The following is a 17,352-nucleotide window of genomic DNA, read 5'->3' as shown; positions in this document are numbered from 1 at the left end:
GATTAGGACTGAATTGATTTAGCACATTTTGTGTGGCTCACAGTAAGAACGGTTAAAGTACATCAGCGCATTACCTTGGCTCTGGCACATTGCTTTCACTTCACAGAACAGCACGTCATGACTGCCTACAGATACGTGCTGCACCACCTCGCAGTCAAAACTGACTAAGGCATCCTCGAGTACAGGTGACTGGGTCAGCAAAGTTTTCCAGTTTCCCTGACTGAAACGCTCTGCCATCGGTGTTTTCCCACCAAAAAGATTGGATAAATCTTGCTGATGTGAGGCTAAGGTATTTACACACAACACCTTATTATTCTTGAAAGTTTCATATACCGATGCTGAACGGTTGAGGCAGACCAGTAAAGTCGGTGGCGTATCGGTCACACTACACACGGCGGATGCGGTAAAGCCAGCCAGACCTGCATCGCCTTCTGTGGTAATCACGTTCACCGCAGCACCCAGATTGGACATACCCTGACGGAAAATCTGCTGGTCGATCTGGGTAAATACGTCAGCTGCGGTTTCAGTCTTTACAAGCTTATTTGATGCATTATTCTCTGTAATTGTGTCTGTGATGATTTTAGACAGTTTGACATTCATGCTGTTCTCCCCACCCCAAGTCAGCTTCTAGAGACAAACTGAGGGCATATAATGATGAGATTGAATCAGGTAAATCGGCTTATACATGGGCAATCGAAGCAATTTCGACCAGTGCCTCAGGTTTCACTAATCCGGTCTGTACGCAATAACGTGCCGGTTTATCTCCCGGAAAATATTCTGCATAGACTGTATTAACCGCGGCATAATCGGCCCAGTCTTTGACAAATACATGGTTAAAAGTCACGTCATCCATGCTGCCACCGGCTTCTTTAATCACCCGTTTGATGGTTTCCAGAATATGACGGGTCTGAGCTGCCGCATCACCGACATGCACGACGTTATTATTTTCATCAAAGGCTAATGTTCCTGACACATAAACAATATTGTCTGCCTTGGTTGCCGGTACAAACGGCGCTAATGGTTTCGATGTCCCTGCTGGAATAATGACTTCTTTAGGCATGCTGTTTTTCCTTAATCTTGCTATTTAAATTGTTTAAGCGCTTTGAGCTAATCTGGTTTCTTTTAGTGATTCACTTTCTTTTTGAAAGGTCTCTACAAAATTTGCAGTATCTGACACCCAGCCAAAGAAAGTTTTGATGTTATACAAACTGGCTTCATGAGCTTCGACCGGACCCGCCTGATGACAGGCATCTGCCAGCGCGACACCAAAATATTCCAGGAAGAAACCATCTCTTAAGGTCGATTCCACGCAGACATTGGTGGCAATCCCAACAAATACCAGATTGCGTATGCCACGAACACGTAACATGCTATCCAGCGCGGTATTAAAGAAGCCGCTATAACGAGGTTTTTCGATTACCAGATCTTGTGGCAGTGGCTTTAACTCATCAATCAATTCAAAATCCCAACTGCCTTTGGCCAGGAACTTACCGTACAATTCAGGCTGCTTGCGCATGGTCTTCAGGGCATTGGATTTATGAAAGTTAGGGGAATTCGCTCCACCCGCTTCCTTGTATTCTTCATCCCAGCCATTTTTAAAATAGATGACCTGAATACCGGCTGCATGCGCGGCATCGACTGCTTTTTTAATATTTTCTACCACCGGCTTGGTTTTCGAGACATCAAAACCGGCCAGATCCAGATACCCCCCTTGTGAGGTATAGGCATTTTGCATATCAATCACAATTAAAGCAGTCTGTTCAGTTGCCAGACGGATCGCTTCAGGTTCCGCCTTGAGCACTTTGCCCGTGCCCAATGTTTCAGTAAAGCCTGCAGATACGATGTGCTCACTCATGCGCTTTTCTCCAGAACGGGTGCTGTCTCTTCAATCACAATATGTTCACGGCACTTCATTAATGGCTGGACTTTCTGACCGAAATCTTCCACACCCTGAACAAAGTCATCAAAAGTCAGGAGCACACCTTCCGTACCCTTGATCTCGCCAATTTCATCCAACATTCGTGCCACATTTTTATAAGATCCCACCAGCGTACCCATATTGATATTAACCGGTGATATGCTAGAAGCCATTTGACGGATATTGGTATCTGCACCAGAAGTGGTATCTTTCCCGCCCTGATTCATCAGCCAGTTAATCGCTTCCATGTCGGCACCATCGTTATAGTGCTGCCATTTGGCTTGAGCTTCTTCATCGGTTTCTGCTGAAATAACCATAAACAGGACATAAGTCTGTACATCGCGGCCGGTGGCATCCGTTTTTTCTTTCAGGCGGTCATTGATTTCTGCATAGGCCGTTGGGGTATTTAATCCTTTACCAAATACGAAGTTGTAGTCAGCATATTGTGCAGAAAATTCCAGACCTGCATCCGACTGACCGGCACAGATAATTTTCATATCCGCTTGTGGGCGCGGGCTGACACGGCAGTCTTCCATCTGAAAATGTTCGCCTTTAAAGTCTGATTTACCTGTCGCCCAAAGTTCACGCAAAATCTGTACATATTCAGACAAATATTCATAGCGCTTGCCAAAATAGTCGTTGCCTGGCCACATGCCCATCTGGGTATATTCTGGTGGCTGCCAGCCAGTCACCACATTCAAGCCAAAACGCCCATTGGAAATCGAATCAATCGTGGATGCCATACGCGCCACAATTGCAGGCGGCATTACCAATGTGGCCGCAGTTGCATAAATTTTGATTTTGCTCGTGACGGCTGCCAGGCCTGCCATCAGGGTAAAGGTTTCGAGGTTATGCTCCCAGAATTCAGTTTTTCCACCAAAACCGCGCAGCTTGATCATAGAGAGTGCAAAATCAAAACCATAATGTTCAGCACGCTGTACGATTTGTTTGTTTAACTCAAAAGTCGGCATGTACTGGGGTGCATTTTCAGAGAGTAACCAGCCGTTATTTCCAATTGGACAGAAGACACCTATTTTCATTTTCACACCTCATTATTTTTAACTAACATTCAAAAACCTGCGGTAAATTCAAGTTTTTATTTATGCTTAAAATATTGCAATCCGCGTGCCAATTATTTTTATTCATTATTTTTCAATTACTTAATATTTGGTTTTTTGAATTTTTAGTAAAAAAAAGGTTTTCACCCCTGAATCAATTTTGCTCATCGTGTTTCATTCAGGTGCATTAAATTGAGCATTTGCTCTTTTAGCAACAGTCAGTCTTTTTGTAAAAACCATAAAAATGATTCATTAGAAAAAATAAAAAGCCAGAATCGGGTTCTGGCTTGAGTAAAAAGATTTGCTTGCTGAAAATATCAGGCTGCTTTTAAAAATTGCAGCATGCTCTGGTTCATCCGGCCTGTTTCGGTAACGGTAGCTGCATGAGCTCCTGTTTCAAACAGGCTAAGCTGACTATGCGGCAATAACTGCTGGAGTTGTTGCGAACGTTGATAAGGCACTAAAAAATCATCCTGATTGGCAATCAAATGTACGGGAATATCTTTTAATGCCTGCTGATGTTCTGTTTTAAGCTGAAATGCCTGCACAGCCTTTATACGTGCCAAGACATTGTCCAACGGTGGAAAATCCAGTAGCTGTTGATTTTCCACATCAGTCAACTGTCCAATATGTGTGGAGATCCATTGCGGTGGATACAGAAATAAAGCCTGTGCCCGCACATAGGCCTCGGCCCCGCTATTCAGCAACAAGGATGTGCGTGCCTGAAAACATTTTTGCGTATGTGCATCCAATTCCCCCCACGCATTCAGCATGGTCAGACTCAGTAACTTAAATGCCTGCTTAGCCTGATAAATCGCCAGCTGCATGCCGATATGGCCGCCCAAGGCATGGCCAATAAAATGAAACTCGCGAATATTCTCATTGATTAATAAATCCAAAATTTGCCGGGCCATATGATCTACGGAATAATCTGCTGGTAATAGATCAGAATCTTGATGACAACCCTCCTGATCATAGCTCACGACATGAAAATATTGCTGCAAAGCCTCAATTTGTGGATTCCAGAAACTGGCATGTCCACCGAGTCCGGAAGAAAGCACTACATAAGGCGCATCGGCCTGTGCTCCAGGATAAATAAATAAAGACATACATTTCTCATCAATCAAATATGAGATGAATGCAGCAAAATATATGCCTAAACCGGAATTTTTTTGAACAATTGTTAAAATTATAACCAATAGACATTAAAGCTGTAATAAAATTCATGTACTTCAAAGCGCACATTATAGCCAAGCTCGGTTAGCTCGGCAGACAGGGAACGAATATCATCCAAGGGCAGATGTTTGGGAAAAACTGTCAGCACCGCAGTATTTCCCTGTTTGGCATTGTCTTCGATGAGTTGTGCCAGACGCGGCTTGTATATTTCAATATCCAGATTAGCGACATTGGATAAAATTTTGGCATGATCTGCCGTCATAAAAGCCATTTTTATTTTCTCTTTTAATGGTATTTCATTAAATTAAATGATTTATAAAGCGCTTAATATTTCACTTTTGTATCACAACACGCTGAAATAAAGCATAAAAAATCCCTCATTAGGAGGGATTTTTTTGAGTACATTTACTGACCGGGCAAAGGAATATATTGTGAAGCACTATTTTGCGCTTTACGTTCAGTCACCCCGACTTCAAGCTTCATGGTTTTTCCACCACGCTCAATTTCAATCTGAATAGTACTGTTTGGCTTTTGCAAGGCCACAAAATTAATCAAATGTGAGGCGGAATTAATCTCTTCCTCATTCACTTTGATAATTTTATCGCCACGCTTGATCCCAGCTTTGGCAGCAGGTCCATCCGGTAGCACTTCGGCCACGGTGACACCTTTTTCTCTAGGTTGCAGCACATCATCGCGTTCCGCAGGCAATAAGCTGATGCCTAACCAGCCACGAACCACACGGCCATCTTCCAGAATGGCATTCAATACCTGCTGACAGATTTTGGCAGGAATGGCAAAACCAATCCCCAGCGAACCCCCAGACTGAGAAAAGATTGCGGTATTCACACCAATTAAATTACCGGCGACATCAATTAATGCACCGCCTGAATTACCCGGGTTAATCGCAGCATCGGTCTGAATAAAGTCTTCGTAGGTATTGATGCCCAGATCAGAACGACCTGTTGCCGAGATAATCCCTTGCGTCACGGTTTGACCGACACCAAATGGGTTACCAATCGCCAGGACGACATCACCGACTTCGTTACCACTGAGTTTGAACGGCAAGACAGGTAATTGATCCAGGTCAATCTTGATTACGGCCAGATCAGTATCCGGGTCAGTCCCTACCACCTTGGCTTCAGCGCGACGCCCATCCTGCAAAGCCACCACAATCTGGTCTGCCTGCGCAATGACGTGGTTATTGGTGAGGATATAACCATCCGGACGCACAATCACACCAGAACCTAAACTGTTTTCATTCGGGCTTTGTCCATACTGGTCAGGTAACTGATCGCCAAAGAATTCACGAAATACCGGATCGGTCAGCAAAGGATGCGCCTGTTGCTTGACTTTTTGGGTAGTAAAAATATTCACGACAGCCGGTGCTGCTACTCTTACAGCAGCATTATAGGAGACCACAGCTCCTGAACGCGTTGTATCAATCAACGGCTCTACTTTTTCAGCAGGCATTTTGACGCCATCCGGCGCAACTAGTGCCTTTGGTTTTTGTAGCTGTTGCCACCCCAAAAAACCGATAATGACTAAAATCAGTAACACCCAGGGTAACCATGTAAAGGTGCGGCGCACGTTGTTATCCTCTAAAATATTTTAATTCGTTGATGACTAAGTAATTTATGTTCTATTGTAATGCTAAATACATAACTAAACACAAAGAAATCCACAGAGATTTGTGCAGCTTTAGTTACAATCAGAACGATCGATAAATATGGCAAGTTTTTAAACTAACAGGAATTTTATGGCGAATTTAAACGATATTATTCAATGGTGTGACCAGACTTTGGTAACGCGTGAATTTAAGGACTATGCACCGAATGGCTTGCAGATCGAAGGCAAATCCGAGGTGCATAAAATCCTGTGTGCCGTGACTGCCTCCCAGAGTGCAATTGAAGCCGCAATTGAGCAAGGCGCAGATTTACTTTTAGTTCATCACGGCTATTTCTGGAAAGGTGAAGCCTACCCAATTACCGGGATGCGTGGTAAACGTATTAAATCTTTAATTCAAAATGATATTTCTTTAGTAGGTTATCATCTGCCTTTAGACAGTCACCCGACCTTGGGTAATAATGCTGCCATTGCAGATTTACTAGAACTGGAAAATATCGAACAGCTCGATCCGAGTGAAAAACATCCGATTGGTAACATCGGCTATTTAAAACAGGCGATGACACCAGAAGGATTCAAAGCCTATGTATCAGATAGACTCGGCCATGATGCGCTACATTTGCCTGCTGGAAAATCATTGATACAAAAAGTGGGTTTCTGTACTGGCGGCGCACAAGACTATATTCAAAAAGCGGCGCTACAAGACTGTGATGCCTATATTTCAGGTGAAGTGTCTGAACGTACTTTTTATGAAGCTCAGGAACTAAATGTACATTATTATGCCTGTGGTCATCATGCGACTGAAAAATACGGTGTACAACACCTGGCCAAAGCCATTTCAGAACAGTTTAATATTGAGTATGATTATTTCGAATTAAACAATCCGATTTAATTCGACTGACGGTTATGCTCAGAGGCTTTATTCATATATTTTCAGGATTTATTGTGTATTGTTATTTATACACGATGCCCATTTCTGCCCGATTATCTATTACAATAAAGCCACTTATTGTTAAAACCCAGCAAAATGCAAGGAATTGAGAACATGACAACCATTACTTTACCAGCATTACCTTACGGCTACGAAGATCTTGCTCCACACATCAGCAAAGAAACTTTAGAATATCATCACGACAAACACCACAATACTTATGTGGTTAACCTGAATAACCTGATCGCAGGTACTGAGCTTGAAGGCAAAACTCTAGAAGAAATCATTACAGCGACTGCTGGTGATGCTTCTAAAGCAGGTGTTTTCAATAACGCTGCTCAAGTATGGAACCACACGTTCTACTGGAACTGTATGGCTAAAAACGGTGGCGGTAAAGCAACTGGTACTTTGGCTGCAAAAATTGACGAAGCTTTCGGTTCTTACGAAAAATTTGCTGAAGAATTTGCTGCTGCTGCAACCACTCAATTCGGTTCAGGTTGGGCTTGGTTAGTGGCTGACAAAGTAAATGGCCAGCTTTCAATCATGAAAACTTCAAATGCTGATACGCCAATGGCGCATGGTAAAATTGCAGTATTGACGATTGACGTTTGGGAACATGCTTATTACATCGATTTCCGTAATGCTCGTCCTAAGTACATCTCTACTTTCCTAGAAAGCCTAGTAAACTGGGATTACGCAAATGCAAAATATGCAGGTCAGCCTGCAGGTGTTGAGAAATAATTTTTTATTTCTTTGCTAAAAAAATCACCCATTTTGGGTGATTTTTTTATTTTTTGGCCCTAAACGAATATTTATAAAGCAAACAATTCATTTCTTTACATTAATTGATTGACGGCCTGGGTATTCCTCCCTAAAATGCCGATCAGATTCTCCAATAGCTCAGTCGGTAGAGCGACGGACTGTTAATCCGCAGGTCCCTGGTTCGAGCCCAGGTTGGAGAGCCATCTATTCTTCCATAGCTCAGTCGGTAGAGCGACGGACTGTTAATCCGCAGGTCCCTGGTTCGAGCCCAGGTGGAAGAGCCAAGATTCTAAAAAAGCCCACTCATTGCGAAGTGGGTTTTTTTATCTCTGCATTTTTTAAATTGAGCTCATACTGATCTCTGTATGCGCAATCAACCCTCTCATGTCTTATAATTCAGATCCTTTATAAAAATTAAGGTTGATAACCATCTTGCAGCTCGAACTGACTGACACGAACATAACAGTTTGAACTGAAAACCTTTTCGATTATTTTTAAAACACTTGATTCAATTTCTTCAGCTTTTTTCTCGAAGTGCCTTGACCCCTTTTCAAATCTCTCTATAATCGCTGTCAGATTCTCCAATAGCTCAGTCGGTAGAGCGACGGACTGTTAATCCGCAGGTCCCTGGTTCGAGCCCAGGTTGGAGAGCCAATCTATTCTCCCATAGCTCAGTCGGTAGAGCGACGGACTGTTAATCCGCAGGTCCCTGGTTCGAGCCCAGGTGGGAGAGCCAAAATTCTGAAGAAACCCACTCATTGCGAAGTGGGTTTTTTTATTCTTCCCTATTTGTGATCTGTGTTTAATTTGAGTCAGTTTATATTTTTTGTGATTGGCTGCCTGGCAACATTTGCATTAGTTTGCCTGCTTTTCCCGCATCTTTTCACCCGTCAAAAGAAATTCTATCCGAAGCGCGTGATTACTGCCTTTGAAAGCAGAATGTTCACACGTCTGAAAGATGCCTTTCCTCATCATCATATTCTGGCCCAAGTCGCGTTTAGTGCCTTAATCACGCATGACCAGATGAAGATGCGCAATCAGTTCAATCGCAAAGTCACCGACTTTGTAGTGCTTGACCGCGAATATAATGTAGTAGCGATTATCGAATTAGATGATCCGAGCCATATTGGCAAAGAGCAGGAAGATGCTGAACGGGATGCCATGCTGATTGCAGCAGGCTATACCGTGATTCGATACACCCAGATTCCGAGCATTAGACAATTGCAAAGGGATTTAAGATAAATTAAGGTGCAATTGCGGCACGTCCCAATACAACCTAGGTTGGATTGATCAAAACCTCCCCTTCTACCTTGAATTTCCGAATAGCTTCTCGTGCTTCATTAGTAGCCAATACGCTCCAAATTTACGCACTCATTAAAAGCATTCTCAGTTAAACCCGCCTTTCTGGATACTTAGGGTGCTAAAATTTAAGTTATCGCTCTATAATCCTTTCGAAAACAAAATATAAGCAAGATGATCCTGTTCTGCCTATTTCATATCTGGTCATCATCATCTTGTTTATTTTTAGCGTTCTTTTTTTTATTCAGTGATCGTTTATTTATGCAAAATTCTATTCGTATTGGTATCGCGGGTTACGGTAATCTTGGTCGCGGTGTTGAAGCTGCCATTCAGAAAAACCCCGATATGCAGCTTGTGGGTATTTTTACTCGTCGCTCACCAAGCAGCGTCTCTCCTTGCTTTGCAGACACTCACGTGTATAGCATCGATGCACTATTAAATGATTTTAGCGATAAAATTGATGTGCTGATTCTGTGTGGTGGCTCTAAAGATGACTTACCGCAACAGACTCCTGTCTTTGCAAGCAAGTTCAATACTGTAGATAGTTTTGATACGCATGCACGTATTCCGGAATACTATGCTGCAGTCGATGCACCTGCGGTTACCAACCAAAAAACAGCCTTGATTTCTATTGGCTGGGATCCTGGCATGTTCTCCATTAACCGTTTATTTGGCGAAGCATTATTACCAGATGGTGAAACTTATACCTTTTGGGGTAAAGGCTTAAGCCAGGGTCATTCAGATGCAATCCGCCGTGTATCAGGCGTGAAAGCGGGAGTCCAATATACCATTCCATCAACAGATACGATTGAACAAGTCCGCAGTGGCGCACGACCTGAGTTAAGCACTAAAGATAAACATCATCGTGACTGTTATGTGGTATTAGAACAAGGTGCTGATGCTGCTACGGTTGAACAGACTATCGTCAGCATGCCTGATTACTTTGCCGATTATAATACGACCGTGAATTTTATCAGTGAGGAAACCTTACTGAAAGATCATCAGGATATGCCGCATGGCGGTTTTGTCATCCGTAGTGGCAATACAAGTGATGATCAACAACAAGTGATTGAGTTTTCTTTAAAGCTGAATAGCAATCCTGAATTTACCGCAAGTGTTTTAGTGGCTTATGCCCGTGCCTGCTACCGCCTGAATCAGGCTCAGCAATATGGTGCCAAAACAGCATTTGATGTAGCTCCCGGACTACTTTCAATTAAATCCCCAGAGCAATTGCGCAAAGAATTGCTTTAAGACCATTTAAATCTAGTCACCAATCGGATGAGGGGTGGCTAGATTTTTCTATTTTAGAGTAGAAATTACTTCATCAAGAAATATCGAATACCCACACTCACTTTAGCCAGTTTGCAATAAACCATGTGACTATCCGATACGCAGAAAATACAGTTTCAGAGAAGTGTAAAGGGCATTGAAAGTTGGGTGAGATAAATTAAGGTGCTGTTGCTGTATTTTCAGACACAGCTTGGGTTGAATTTACCTTAGCATCCTGCTCTGCTTTGAGCTTTTCCGCAGCTTCTCGTGCTTCAATACGCGCAATCATATCTGCCTGCTGCTGTTTATATTTCTCCTGATTTTTAGCATCACTATTTACCGCGAGAAATGCCATACTTATTAAAAACACCGGAATACAAAGTGCAAGCGTACCGAAGATCAATAGCTTTTTGACACTGCGGGGCTGTGGTTTCTCAGACATAACAAACCTACTTTAATTTCGTCATTTAATTGCACTGCTCAATATAACAAAATAAAGTCATAGCTCAAGGCCGAAAAATATTTAAATCCACGCCGACCTCAAGCCAACATGGATTTATCATTCTTGTTTTAATCAGGACACTGGGGTATTCATGACCGCTTCTACCGTATTGAGCAGTGCTGGAATATTTTCAGTGACCGCTGTGGCATGCGTTGCATTCAGTATTGGAATTAACTTCACATCAGTTCCATCTGCAAGCATCCCTTCATATAATATCTCGGTAATGGTATAAGGTACCGTGGTATCTGCTGTACCTTGAAAAATATAAACTGGACGATCAAGTCGAGTTTGTGCAGGCTGATTATCTATCAGATAATTCATAATATCAGGATCATTCAGGAAGTTTTGCTGTAATGCCTGGTATTGCGAGAAACTCACACCACTTTGTAATGTCGTTTGAATATCTGCACCAAAACGTTGTGCAAGCTCAGGGGAACATAAACTTTCAGCCTGCCTAGCCAGATCAACCTTGGCATTGACAAAGGCCTGATTGTAATTAAAGCTGGTTTTTTCCGCCTTAATTCCTGAACTGACGATAGCGGCATACGTATATAAAGTCGCAGCAATTGGAACTGCTTGTGCCACATTCCCTGACGCAGCCAGACCTTGAGCAAATAAAAGCCCTTCTTCCAAGGTATCATTAAGATAGGAAGCCGGGGCAATCGCAACTGCACCACGATAGGTATTATTTGGTAAAGCCTTATAAAATTCTGCAGCGGCCAAGGCAGCATGACCACCCTGAGACCAACCAATCACTCCCCAGTCTTTAGCCAGCAGTCCACCATACTGTTTTTGGGCTTCACTAATCGCCGACAATATTGACTTGGCAGCACTTTCCAGATGTAAATATGGATGAGGTACATTATCATTACCTAAGCCTTCATAATCTGGCGCAATCACCGCATAACCTCGTTGTACCAGCCCCATAACCAAGGCCTTTTCAGGCCCATCTAGCGCAAGCCGTGAAGGTGCACATTTATCAGCAGCACCAGTAGTACCATGTGCCCAGACAACGATTGGCCAACCGCCTACAGGTGGAGTACCTTTTGGGGTAAATACCAGCGCAGTTGCACGAATCTCTCGATCTTGTACGCTTTCCATTCTATAAGTAAAGATATCATGACGCTCGACAACTTCTTTCACCTGATCATCTACGGTATAGTTTCGTACCGGATTAAATCCTATATAAATGTCGTCATTGTCATCACCACACGCAGATAAAAATAGTACTGAAGAACACAGTACGCCCAACATCAATTTCTTATAACCGTTCTGCATATTTCTATCCTTTTATTGTTATTCCCTATCTCTTTTTATAGAGATCACTCAAAATTAAGCATAAAAAAAAGCACCCTTATAGGATGCTTTTGTTATTATCCGATATACGGTCATTACCTGAGAGCTAAGAGTATTCCTGCAAAAATAATGAGTCCAATCCAGCGGTTATGACGGAAAGCCCAAAAACACATTTGCGGATTTTTATCTCGAGTTTTAAACCATTGATAAATAAAATCAGCAGCAACCAGCAAAAGTGCTAGCAAGCCAAATGGAACCAATAAGTTTTCCAGCCAAAGAGCAGCACCTATCAATAAAATACTGCTTATCTGCAATACACTAATTATCTGAATATCGCGCTGGCCAAATAAAATCGCTGTCGATTTCACCCCAATTTTCAAGTCGTATTCGCGATCCGCAATCGCATATTGGGTATCGTAAGCCACGGTCCAGGCCAGATTACCAAAATATAAAAGCCAGCAGATTAAATCAGGCGTTTGTCCGACTGCGGTATAGGCCATTGGGATGGACCAGGAAAATGCCGCACCCAAAAACACTTGAGGCAAATGGGTATAGCGCTTCATAAAAGGATAAATAAACGCTAAAAACAAAGCCCCAAATGACCAGTAAAAAGTTTCAATCGGCAAGAAAAATAACAGACAGGCGCTGGCAGCCACCAAAACCAGAAATACCATCACCGCTTCTTTGGCACTGATGACTCCGGTCGCTAGTGGACGGTTTTTAGTTCGCTCCACATGCGCATCGACTTTACGGTCGGCAAAATCATTAATGGCACAACCTGCCGCCCGCATAAAAATCACGCCCAAAATCATGGGAATCAAAATTTCAATGCTTGGCATGCCCTGAGCGGCAATCCACAGCGCCCACATGGTGGGCCAAAAGACCAGTTCAGTCCCAATCGGTTTATCAAAACGACAAAGATAATAATAGGCGCTAAGACGCTCACGCCAGGTGATTACTTGTGCGGTTGCCATAAAAATCAAGCCCGTGAATTTTGTATAAAGTGTTCAAATGCCGGTAAAAATGTTTCTTGTACGATAAATTTACAGCCATGCCAAGTATAGCAGCTCTGGCGGGTCCAGCCTTCATCTAAAAGTACCACCCGGCGCTGACAGAGTGGATTGGTGCGCTGAAACAGAAACCAGCCGATCGGCTTACGGCCAATATGCTGAAAAATTCGGGCTTTTTTTTGCAGGCTTAATATTGGGAAAATACTTTTTGCCTTCACCCAAGGCGTCTGCTCTGAACCATAAAGATAACTTTCACGTACCCATGAAGTATGCTGATGGGACATCTGCATCCATTTAGCATTAGCGAAGCTCAAACGCTGAAAATGCTCCTGAATTGGCTCGACACGAAACTGCCCCTGAGCCAAATCGGTCAGTTGCTGTGTGAGTGAACCTGATGCATACAGCCATGGTTTTAACTCTGCAGGCAGAGTTGGCATCCATATACGCTGACCTTGATTTTTAGAATGACTATTCATTGTTAATTATTAACAGTTATCTGTTTTTGCAATGATTTCATATTTGCCTTGCGGGGTTTTAATTAAAATAAAACCTTCAGCACTCAAATAAAATGATTCAGGATAGGCATAATCCAACGCCATTTCTGGATTTTTTAGCGCCACAAATTGAGCCTGCTTATAACCCTCAGGCGACCGCCCCACTTCAAGATAAGTCACTTCAGAGAAATTTAGTTTGAAACCTTTATCATGATCTTTTGGATCGATCCATGGATAAAAGCTGGTGTACTTTTTACGTTGTGCCATTTAAGCCCATCAATCATTTAAAATTATAAACAGATGATACAAAAAAACCCGCGACATGCGCGGGTTTTCTTCGCTTTAATTCGGAATGAATTACAAGCTATAGTACATTTCAAATTCAACTGGGTGAGTAGTCGTGTTCAGACGACGAACTTCTTCAGTTTTAAGCTCGATATATGCATTAAGCATTTCTTTGGTGAACACGCCACCTTTTAACAGGTAGTCATGATCCGCTTGAAGTGCTTCAAGCGCCATTTCTAGGCTATGCGCAACTGTAGGGATTTTCGCTTCTTCTTCAGGAGGAAGATCGTACAAGTTCTTGTCAGCAGCTTCACCTGGGTGGATCTTGTTTTGAATACCGTCAAGACCAGCCATTAGCAAAGCAGCAAAACCTAGGTACGGGTTCATCATTGGATCTGGGAAACGTGCTTCAATACGCTTGCCTTTCGGGCTTGACACGTAAGGAATACGGATAGACGCAGAACGGTTACGCGCTGAGTAAGCAAGCATAATCGGTGCTTCGAAATGTGGAACCAAACGCTTGTACGAGTTTGTAGAAGGGTTGGTGATCGCATTCAAAGAGCGAGCATGTTTAATCACACCACCAATGAAGTACAACGCCATTTCTGAAAGGCCTGCATATTCATCACCAGCAAACAGGTTCTTGCCATCTTTAGAGATCGACATATGAACATGCATACCAGAACCGTTATCACCTACCATTGGTTTAGGCATAAAAGTCGCAGTTTTTGCATATTGATGCGCAACGTTCCAAACTGCATATTTGAACTGTTGAACTTCGTCCGCTTTACGCACCATAGTGTTGAAGCTCACACCAATTTCTAACTGGCAAGATGCAACTTCATGGTGATGTACTTCTACACGACCTGGGCCCATGATGTCTTCAATTCTTGCACACATGTCTGCACGCATATCATGTGAAGAATCTACAGGAGGAACCGGGAAGTAACCGCCTTTTACACGTGGACGGTGACCAGAGTTACCACCCTCGTAGTCCTTGTGGGTTGACCAGGCAGCTTCTTCAGCGATCAATGTATGGCGCGCGCCAGACATGTCTATTTCCCATTTTACTTCGTCGAATACGAAGAATTCTGGTTCTGGGCCAAAGAATGCAGTATCACCGATACCGGTAGATTTCAAATATTCTTCTGCACGGCGCGCAATCGAACGTGGATCACGATCATAACCTTGACCAGTTGATGGCTCGATTACGTCACAAGTTACAACAACTGTTGGCTCTGCAAAGAACGGGTCGATAAAACCAGTTGCTGCGTCCGGACGTAAAATCATGTCCGATGCTTCGATGCCTTTCCAACCTGCAATTGAAGAACCGTCAAACATTTTGCCGTCTTCAAATGTATCTTCATCAATACTGTCTGCCGGGTAAGTAACGTGTTGCTCTTTACCCTTGGTATCAGTAAAGCGAAAATCGACCCATTTTGCGCCACTTTCTTGTATGAGTTGAAGGACCTTGTTCGCCATGCTCATTTTGCTCCGATGTTTTTGTTGCACCCGTGAAGTGCGTGTTAGCAGTTGATAGTTATTAAGCAATTACCGTACCAACTTTTAAAAGTATAGATAAAATCTTGAAATCTTTATAAGAAATCATAAAATGATAAAAATACTTTGCAGCTATTATACTAGGTGAAAAACTAAATGCACTATATTCAAGCATTCTTCATTCATTTTGTTTAAGCTATATTTTTTAGCGCACTTAAACAGTGCATGCCTGTATGAAACCGTATTAAAAATATAGATTTTTGTGGCTAATTTGCTGCTTTTTTGGCTTTTTGTTTAAACTTTATTCGTTTATTGCTAAAAATTAAGCAATTTTCAAGGTATTTAGGTAAAGAAAAGTTCTGTTTTTAGGCTGCCCTATGTGCTTATTTTGAAGCATTTTCTTTAAATATACTTACTCAAACATACTTTATTTAAAGTTTAATTAATCAAGTGATGCTTTTTTCTGCATATTTTTAGGCCTGTGTTTTAACTTATTTTTAATTTATCAATTTTTGATCCAGAAAATAATCAATTTAAATGATGCATTGAGTAATGAAAGTAATTTAAATCATGAGAAATACTTGATCCAAACTGTTCCATAACCCTCAAGCACTGAAATTGAGAAAATTGTTGCGCCGAATACGGCTATTTTTTGCTATGATGAATGGTGCTTTATTTTCACACAATGAAATCAATGATTTAGTCGTGTCACACAAGTGCTTGCAATAAGCGCGAATAAAGTACGATCTGGATAACTTTAGCACAGTTAAGTGCATTAATTTCAATAGGTTAAGCTCATGCTTTTAATGATCGAGAATTATCATAATAATTAAATACTGTAAAATGCCATTAAATCAAAATCTCTATGTCTTTATTTTCAAGCCTTTCAAGTTAAATACCATAAAATAGAATTAAATTGTATTAATCACTTTTGTGAGTAATATAGTGAGTAACAATATTTAATTTCTTGCGTTACTCACATGCTTAACGATACCAAGCTAAAAAAACTAAAACCAATGGAAAAAGCATACCGTATTGCTGACCAAGGCGGACTATGTATTGAGGTTCGCTCTACCGGTACAAAGCTTTGGCGCGTACGCTATCGTTATGCAGGAAAAGCCTCAATGATCAGTCTCGGTGAATACCCTATCGTAAGCTTGGCTGAGGCACGTCAAAAGCAAGACGAAATCAAATCACTGCTCGCAAACAACATTGATCCAGCTGTGCATCGACAACAAGAAAAAGCCGCACTACTTTGTGATGAAAATAGTTTTGAGGCTATCGCAAAGGAATATGCTGCGGATCGTCTAAAGGATAAATCTCAAACCTATATAGATGCTTTTCACCGGGCAATGGAAAAGGATATCTACAAAGTCATCGGACATAAAAATATTAAAGATGTGACCTCTGCTGATGTTTTGAGGATCATGCAAAATACAGTGAAACGTGTTAAGAGTCAGGATAACCGCGGCACTGGTGAAGTCACAGCAATTGAAAACAGGAAAAAGATTGGCTCTGTGATGAGATATGCCATTGCAACATTAAGAGCTGAAAATGATCCGACTTATGCGGTACGCGAAGTCATTGTGCGACCAGACGTAGAGCATGCAAGACCATTAAGTTTAACTGAACGAAAGGTGTTTAGAGCACGGATTGACAGTTATGGTGGTGCTGAGTCGACAGTTAATTCTATTTTATTTTTGTTCTATACCATGCTTCGCACAATTGAGGTGCGTCGACTGCAATGGTCATTTATTGATTTTGAGGAAAGGACTATTACTTTTGAAAAGCAGACGCGAGAGCAGTTGAAAAAAGGCTTGCGACTGACCAAGAAAAATAGAACGCATGTGGTTCCAATGTCTGAGCAGGTTTATCAACTTTTACTCAAGCAAAAGAAGCTTACTGGCCGTAAGAAGTATATTTTTGAAGGTGTCTATAATGGCGGGATGATGCCAGCTACTACAATTAATAGAGCCTTGCAGTACATTATGCAGAATGTCACAGCTCATGATTTTCGGGCTACAGCATCCACCCTGCTTAATGAGCTTGGCTATGATGAAAAGTGGATCGAAACCCAACTGGCCCATGCTGATGAGAATAAAACGCGTGCGTCATACAACCATGCTAAATATTTAGCAGATCGTAAAAAGATGATGCAGGATTGGGCTGATATTGTGGATGGGTGGAGGGATTAAATAACCCCAACACATATCCCCACATTCACATTCG

General features: G+C 42.1%; 18 protein-coding genes and 4 tRNA genes. 9 read left to right on the top strand and 13 right to left on the bottom strand.

Annotation, left to right across the window (positions count from 1 at the left end):
• Window positions 1-18: 18 nt before the first annotated feature.
• From rutF to KUG37_RS06945, 7 genes are all read right to left on the bottom strand, one after another.
• Window positions 19-576 carry an NADH-dependent FMN reductase RutF gene (gene rutF, locus KUG37_RS06975; RefSeq protein ID WP_367947471.1) on the bottom strand — a complete coding sequence of 186 codons (558 nt, stop codon included), beginning with the start codon at window positions 574-576 and terminating at the stop codon, window positions 19-21.
• A 103-nt stretch (window positions 577-679) separates the two neighbouring features.
• Window positions 680-1,060, bottom strand: a complete 381-nt coding sequence (gene rutC / locus KUG37_RS06970) for a pyrimidine utilization protein C (protein ID WP_216934440.1) — start codon at window positions 1,058-1,060, stop codon at window positions 680-682.
• A gap of 33 nt (window positions 1,061-1,093) precedes the next feature.
• Complete coding sequence (gene rutB, locus KUG37_RS06965) at window positions 1,094-1,855, bottom strand: pyrimidine utilization protein B (RefSeq protein WP_216934439.1); 762 nt, start codon at window positions 1,853-1,855, stop codon at window positions 1,094-1,096.
• Window positions 1,852-2,958 (bottom strand): pyrimidine utilization protein A, encoded by a 1,107-nt coding sequence (gene rutA / locus KUG37_RS06960; RefSeq protein ID WP_216934438.1) that lies wholly within the window; start codon window positions 2,956-2,958, stop codon window positions 1,852-1,854. Before rutA ends, rutB begins: the two co-directional genes overlap by 4 nt.
• Window positions 2,959-3,293: 335 nt before the next feature.
• Window positions 3,294-4,085 (bottom strand): pyrimidine utilization protein D, encoded by a 792-nt coding sequence (gene rutD, locus KUG37_RS06955; RefSeq protein WP_216934437.1) that lies wholly within the window; start codon window positions 4,083-4,085, stop codon window positions 3,294-3,296.
• Between the two features lie 80 nt (window positions 4,086-4,165).
• Entirely contained in the window at window positions 4,166-4,423 is a 258-nt protein-coding gene (locus KUG37_RS06950) for a hypothetical protein (protein ID WP_216934436.1), read from the bottom strand.
• 134 nt (window positions 4,424-4,557) lie between these two features.
• Entirely contained in the window at window positions 4,558-5,739 is a 1,182-nt protein-coding gene (locus KUG37_RS06945) for a trypsin-like peptidase domain-containing protein (protein WP_216934435.1), read from the bottom strand.
• Between the two features lie 169 nt (window positions 5,740-5,908).
• Between KUG37_RS06945 and KUG37_RS06940 the strand changes: the two genes are divergently transcribed.
• From KUG37_RS06940 to KUG37_RS06905, 8 genes are all read left to right on the top strand, one after another.
• Entirely contained in the window at window positions 5,909-6,667 is a 759-nt protein-coding gene (locus tag KUG37_RS06940) for a Nif3-like dinuclear metal center hexameric protein (protein WP_216934433.1), read from the top strand.
• 153 nt (window positions 6,668-6,820) lie between these two features.
• Complete coding sequence (locus KUG37_RS06935) at window positions 6,821-7,447, top strand: superoxide dismutase (RefSeq protein WP_216934432.1); 627 nt, start codon at window positions 6,821-6,823, stop codon at window positions 7,445-7,447.
• A 148-nt stretch (window positions 7,448-7,595) separates the two neighbouring features.
• A tRNA-Asn gene (locus tag KUG37_RS06930) sits at window positions 7,596-7,671 on the top strand.
• A 5-nt stretch (window positions 7,672-7,676) separates the two neighbouring features.
• Window positions 7,677-7,752: transfer RNA gene (locus KUG37_RS06925), tRNA-Asn, on the top strand.
• 294 nt (window positions 7,753-8,046) lie between these two features.
• A tRNA-Asn gene (locus tag KUG37_RS06920) sits at window positions 8,047-8,122 on the top strand.
• 6 nt (window positions 8,123-8,128) lie between these two features.
• Window positions 8,129-8,204 (top strand) — tRNA-Asn (locus KUG37_RS06915).
• A gap of 62 nt (window positions 8,205-8,266) precedes the next feature.
• Entirely contained in the window at window positions 8,267-8,710 is a 444-nt protein-coding gene (locus KUG37_RS06910; RefSeq protein ID WP_216934430.1) for a DUF2726 domain-containing protein, read from the top strand.
• Window positions 8,711-9,028: 318 nt separating this feature from the next.
• The gene (locus tag KUG37_RS06905) at window positions 9,029-10,018 is read left to right on the top strand and encodes a diaminopimelate dehydrogenase (protein ID WP_216934428.1); all 990 of its coding nucleotides are present in this window, start codon (window positions 9,029-9,031) and stop codon (window positions 10,016-10,018) included.
• A 196-nt stretch (window positions 10,019-10,214) separates the two neighbouring features.
• On the opposite strand, the gene KUG37_RS06900 is transcribed toward KUG37_RS06905, so the two are convergent.
• The 6 genes from KUG37_RS06900 to glnA all read right to left on the bottom strand — a co-directional run bounded on the left by KUG37_RS06900 (window position 10,215) and on the right by glnA (window position 15,111).
• Window positions 10,215-10,478: a hypothetical protein gene (locus KUG37_RS06900; protein WP_216934426.1), complete on the bottom strand. Its 264-nt coding sequence runs from the start codon at window positions 10,476-10,478 to the stop codon at window positions 10,215-10,217.
• Between the two features lie 132 nt (window positions 10,479-10,610).
• Complete coding sequence (locus KUG37_RS06895) at window positions 10,611-11,816, bottom strand: S9 family peptidase (RefSeq protein WP_216934424.1); 1,206 nt, start codon at window positions 11,814-11,816, stop codon at window positions 10,611-10,613.
• 113 nt (window positions 11,817-11,929) lie between these two features.
• Window positions 11,930-12,808 (bottom strand): 4-hydroxybenzoate octaprenyltransferase, encoded by an 879-nt coding sequence (ubiA, locus tag KUG37_RS06890; protein WP_216934422.1) that lies wholly within the window; start codon window positions 12,806-12,808, stop codon window positions 11,930-11,932.
• 5 nt (window positions 12,809-12,813) lie between these two features.
• The gene (locus KUG37_RS06885) at window positions 12,814-13,281 is read right to left on the bottom strand and encodes a chorismate lyase (protein WP_216934420.1); all 468 of its coding nucleotides are present in this window, start codon (window positions 13,279-13,281) and stop codon (window positions 12,814-12,816) included.
• Window positions 13,282-13,329: 48 nt separating this feature from the next.
• A complete protein-coding gene (locus KUG37_RS06880) occupies window positions 13,330-13,605 on the bottom strand; it encodes a hypothetical protein (RefSeq protein ID WP_216934418.1) in 276 nt (91 codons plus the stop codon).
• Between the two features lie 90 nt (window positions 13,606-13,695).
• Entirely contained in the window at window positions 13,696-15,111 is a 1,416-nt protein-coding gene (gene glnA / locus KUG37_RS06875; RefSeq protein ID WP_216934416.1) for a type I glutamate--ammonia ligase, read from the bottom strand.
• Window positions 15,112-16,103: 992 nt separating this feature from the next.
• Here glnA and KUG37_RS06870 point away from each other — a divergent pair.
• A complete protein-coding gene (locus KUG37_RS06870) occupies window positions 16,104-17,318 on the top strand; it encodes an integrase arm-type DNA-binding domain-containing protein (RefSeq protein WP_216934414.1) in 1,215 nt (404 codons plus the stop codon).
• Window positions 17,319-17,352: the final 34 nt, after the last annotated feature.

It is taken from the genome of Acinetobacter sp. BY419 (assembly GCF_019038395.1).
GTDB lineage: Bacteria > Pseudomonadota > Gammaproteobacteria > Pseudomonadales > Moraxellaceae > Acinetobacter.
This window is presented reverse-complemented; position numbering and strand designations above follow the sequence as displayed.

Bases quoted from the DNA above. Each gene is read 5' to 3' on its own strand.
- rutC (WP_216934440.1), bottom strand. From the start codon at position 1,060: ATGCCTAAAGAAGTCATTATTCCAGCAGGGACATCGAAACCATTAGCG.
- KUG37_RS06880 (WP_216934418.1), bottom strand. From the start codon at position 13,605: ATGGCACAACGTAAAAAGTACACCAGCTTTTATCCATGGATCGATCCA.
- ubiA (WP_216934422.1), bottom strand. From the start codon at position 12,808: ATGGCAACCGCACAAGTAATCACCTGGCGTGAGCGTCTTAGCGCCTAT.
- rutA (WP_216934438.1), bottom strand. From the start codon at position 2,958: ATGAAAATAGGTGTCTTCTGTCCAATTGGAAATAACGGCTGGTTACTC.
- KUG37_RS06870 (WP_216934414.1), top strand. From the start codon at position 16,104: ATGCTTAACGATACCAAGCTAAAAAAACTAAAACCAATGGAAAAAGCA.
- rutB (WP_216934439.1), bottom strand. From the start codon at position 1,855: ATGAGTGAGCACATCGTATCTGCAGGCTTTACTGAAACATTGGGCACG.
- KUG37_RS06885 (WP_216934420.1), bottom strand. From the start codon at position 13,281: ATGCCAACTCTGCCTGCAGAGTTAAAACCATGGCTGTATGCATCAGGT.
- KUG37_RS06940 (WP_216934433.1), top strand. From the start codon at position 5,909: ATGGCGAATTTAAACGATATTATTCAATGGTGTGACCAGACTTTGGTA.
- KUG37_RS06950 (WP_216934436.1), bottom strand. From the start codon at position 4,423: ATGGCTTTTATGACGGCAGATCATGCCAAAATTTTATCCAATGTCGCT.
- KUG37_RS06935 (WP_216934432.1), top strand. From the start codon at position 6,821: ATGACAACCATTACTTTACCAGCATTACCTTACGGCTACGAAGATCTT.
- glnA (WP_216934416.1), bottom strand. From the start codon at position 15,111: ATGAGCATGGCGAACAAGGTCCTTCAACTCATACAAGAAAGTGGCGCA.
- KUG37_RS06895 (WP_216934424.1), bottom strand. From the start codon at position 11,816: ATGCAGAACGGTTATAAGAAATTGATGTTGGGCGTACTGTGTTCTTCA.
- rutD (WP_216934437.1), bottom strand. From the start codon at position 4,085: ATGTCTTTATTTATTTATCCTGGAGCACAGGCCGATGCGCCTTATGTA.
- KUG37_RS06905 (WP_216934428.1), top strand. From the start codon at position 9,029: ATGCAAAATTCTATTCGTATTGGTATCGCGGGTTACGGTAATCTTGGT.
- KUG37_RS06900 (WP_216934426.1), bottom strand. From the start codon at position 10,478: ATGTCTGAGAAACCACAGCCCCGCAGTGTCAAAAAGCTATTGATCTTC.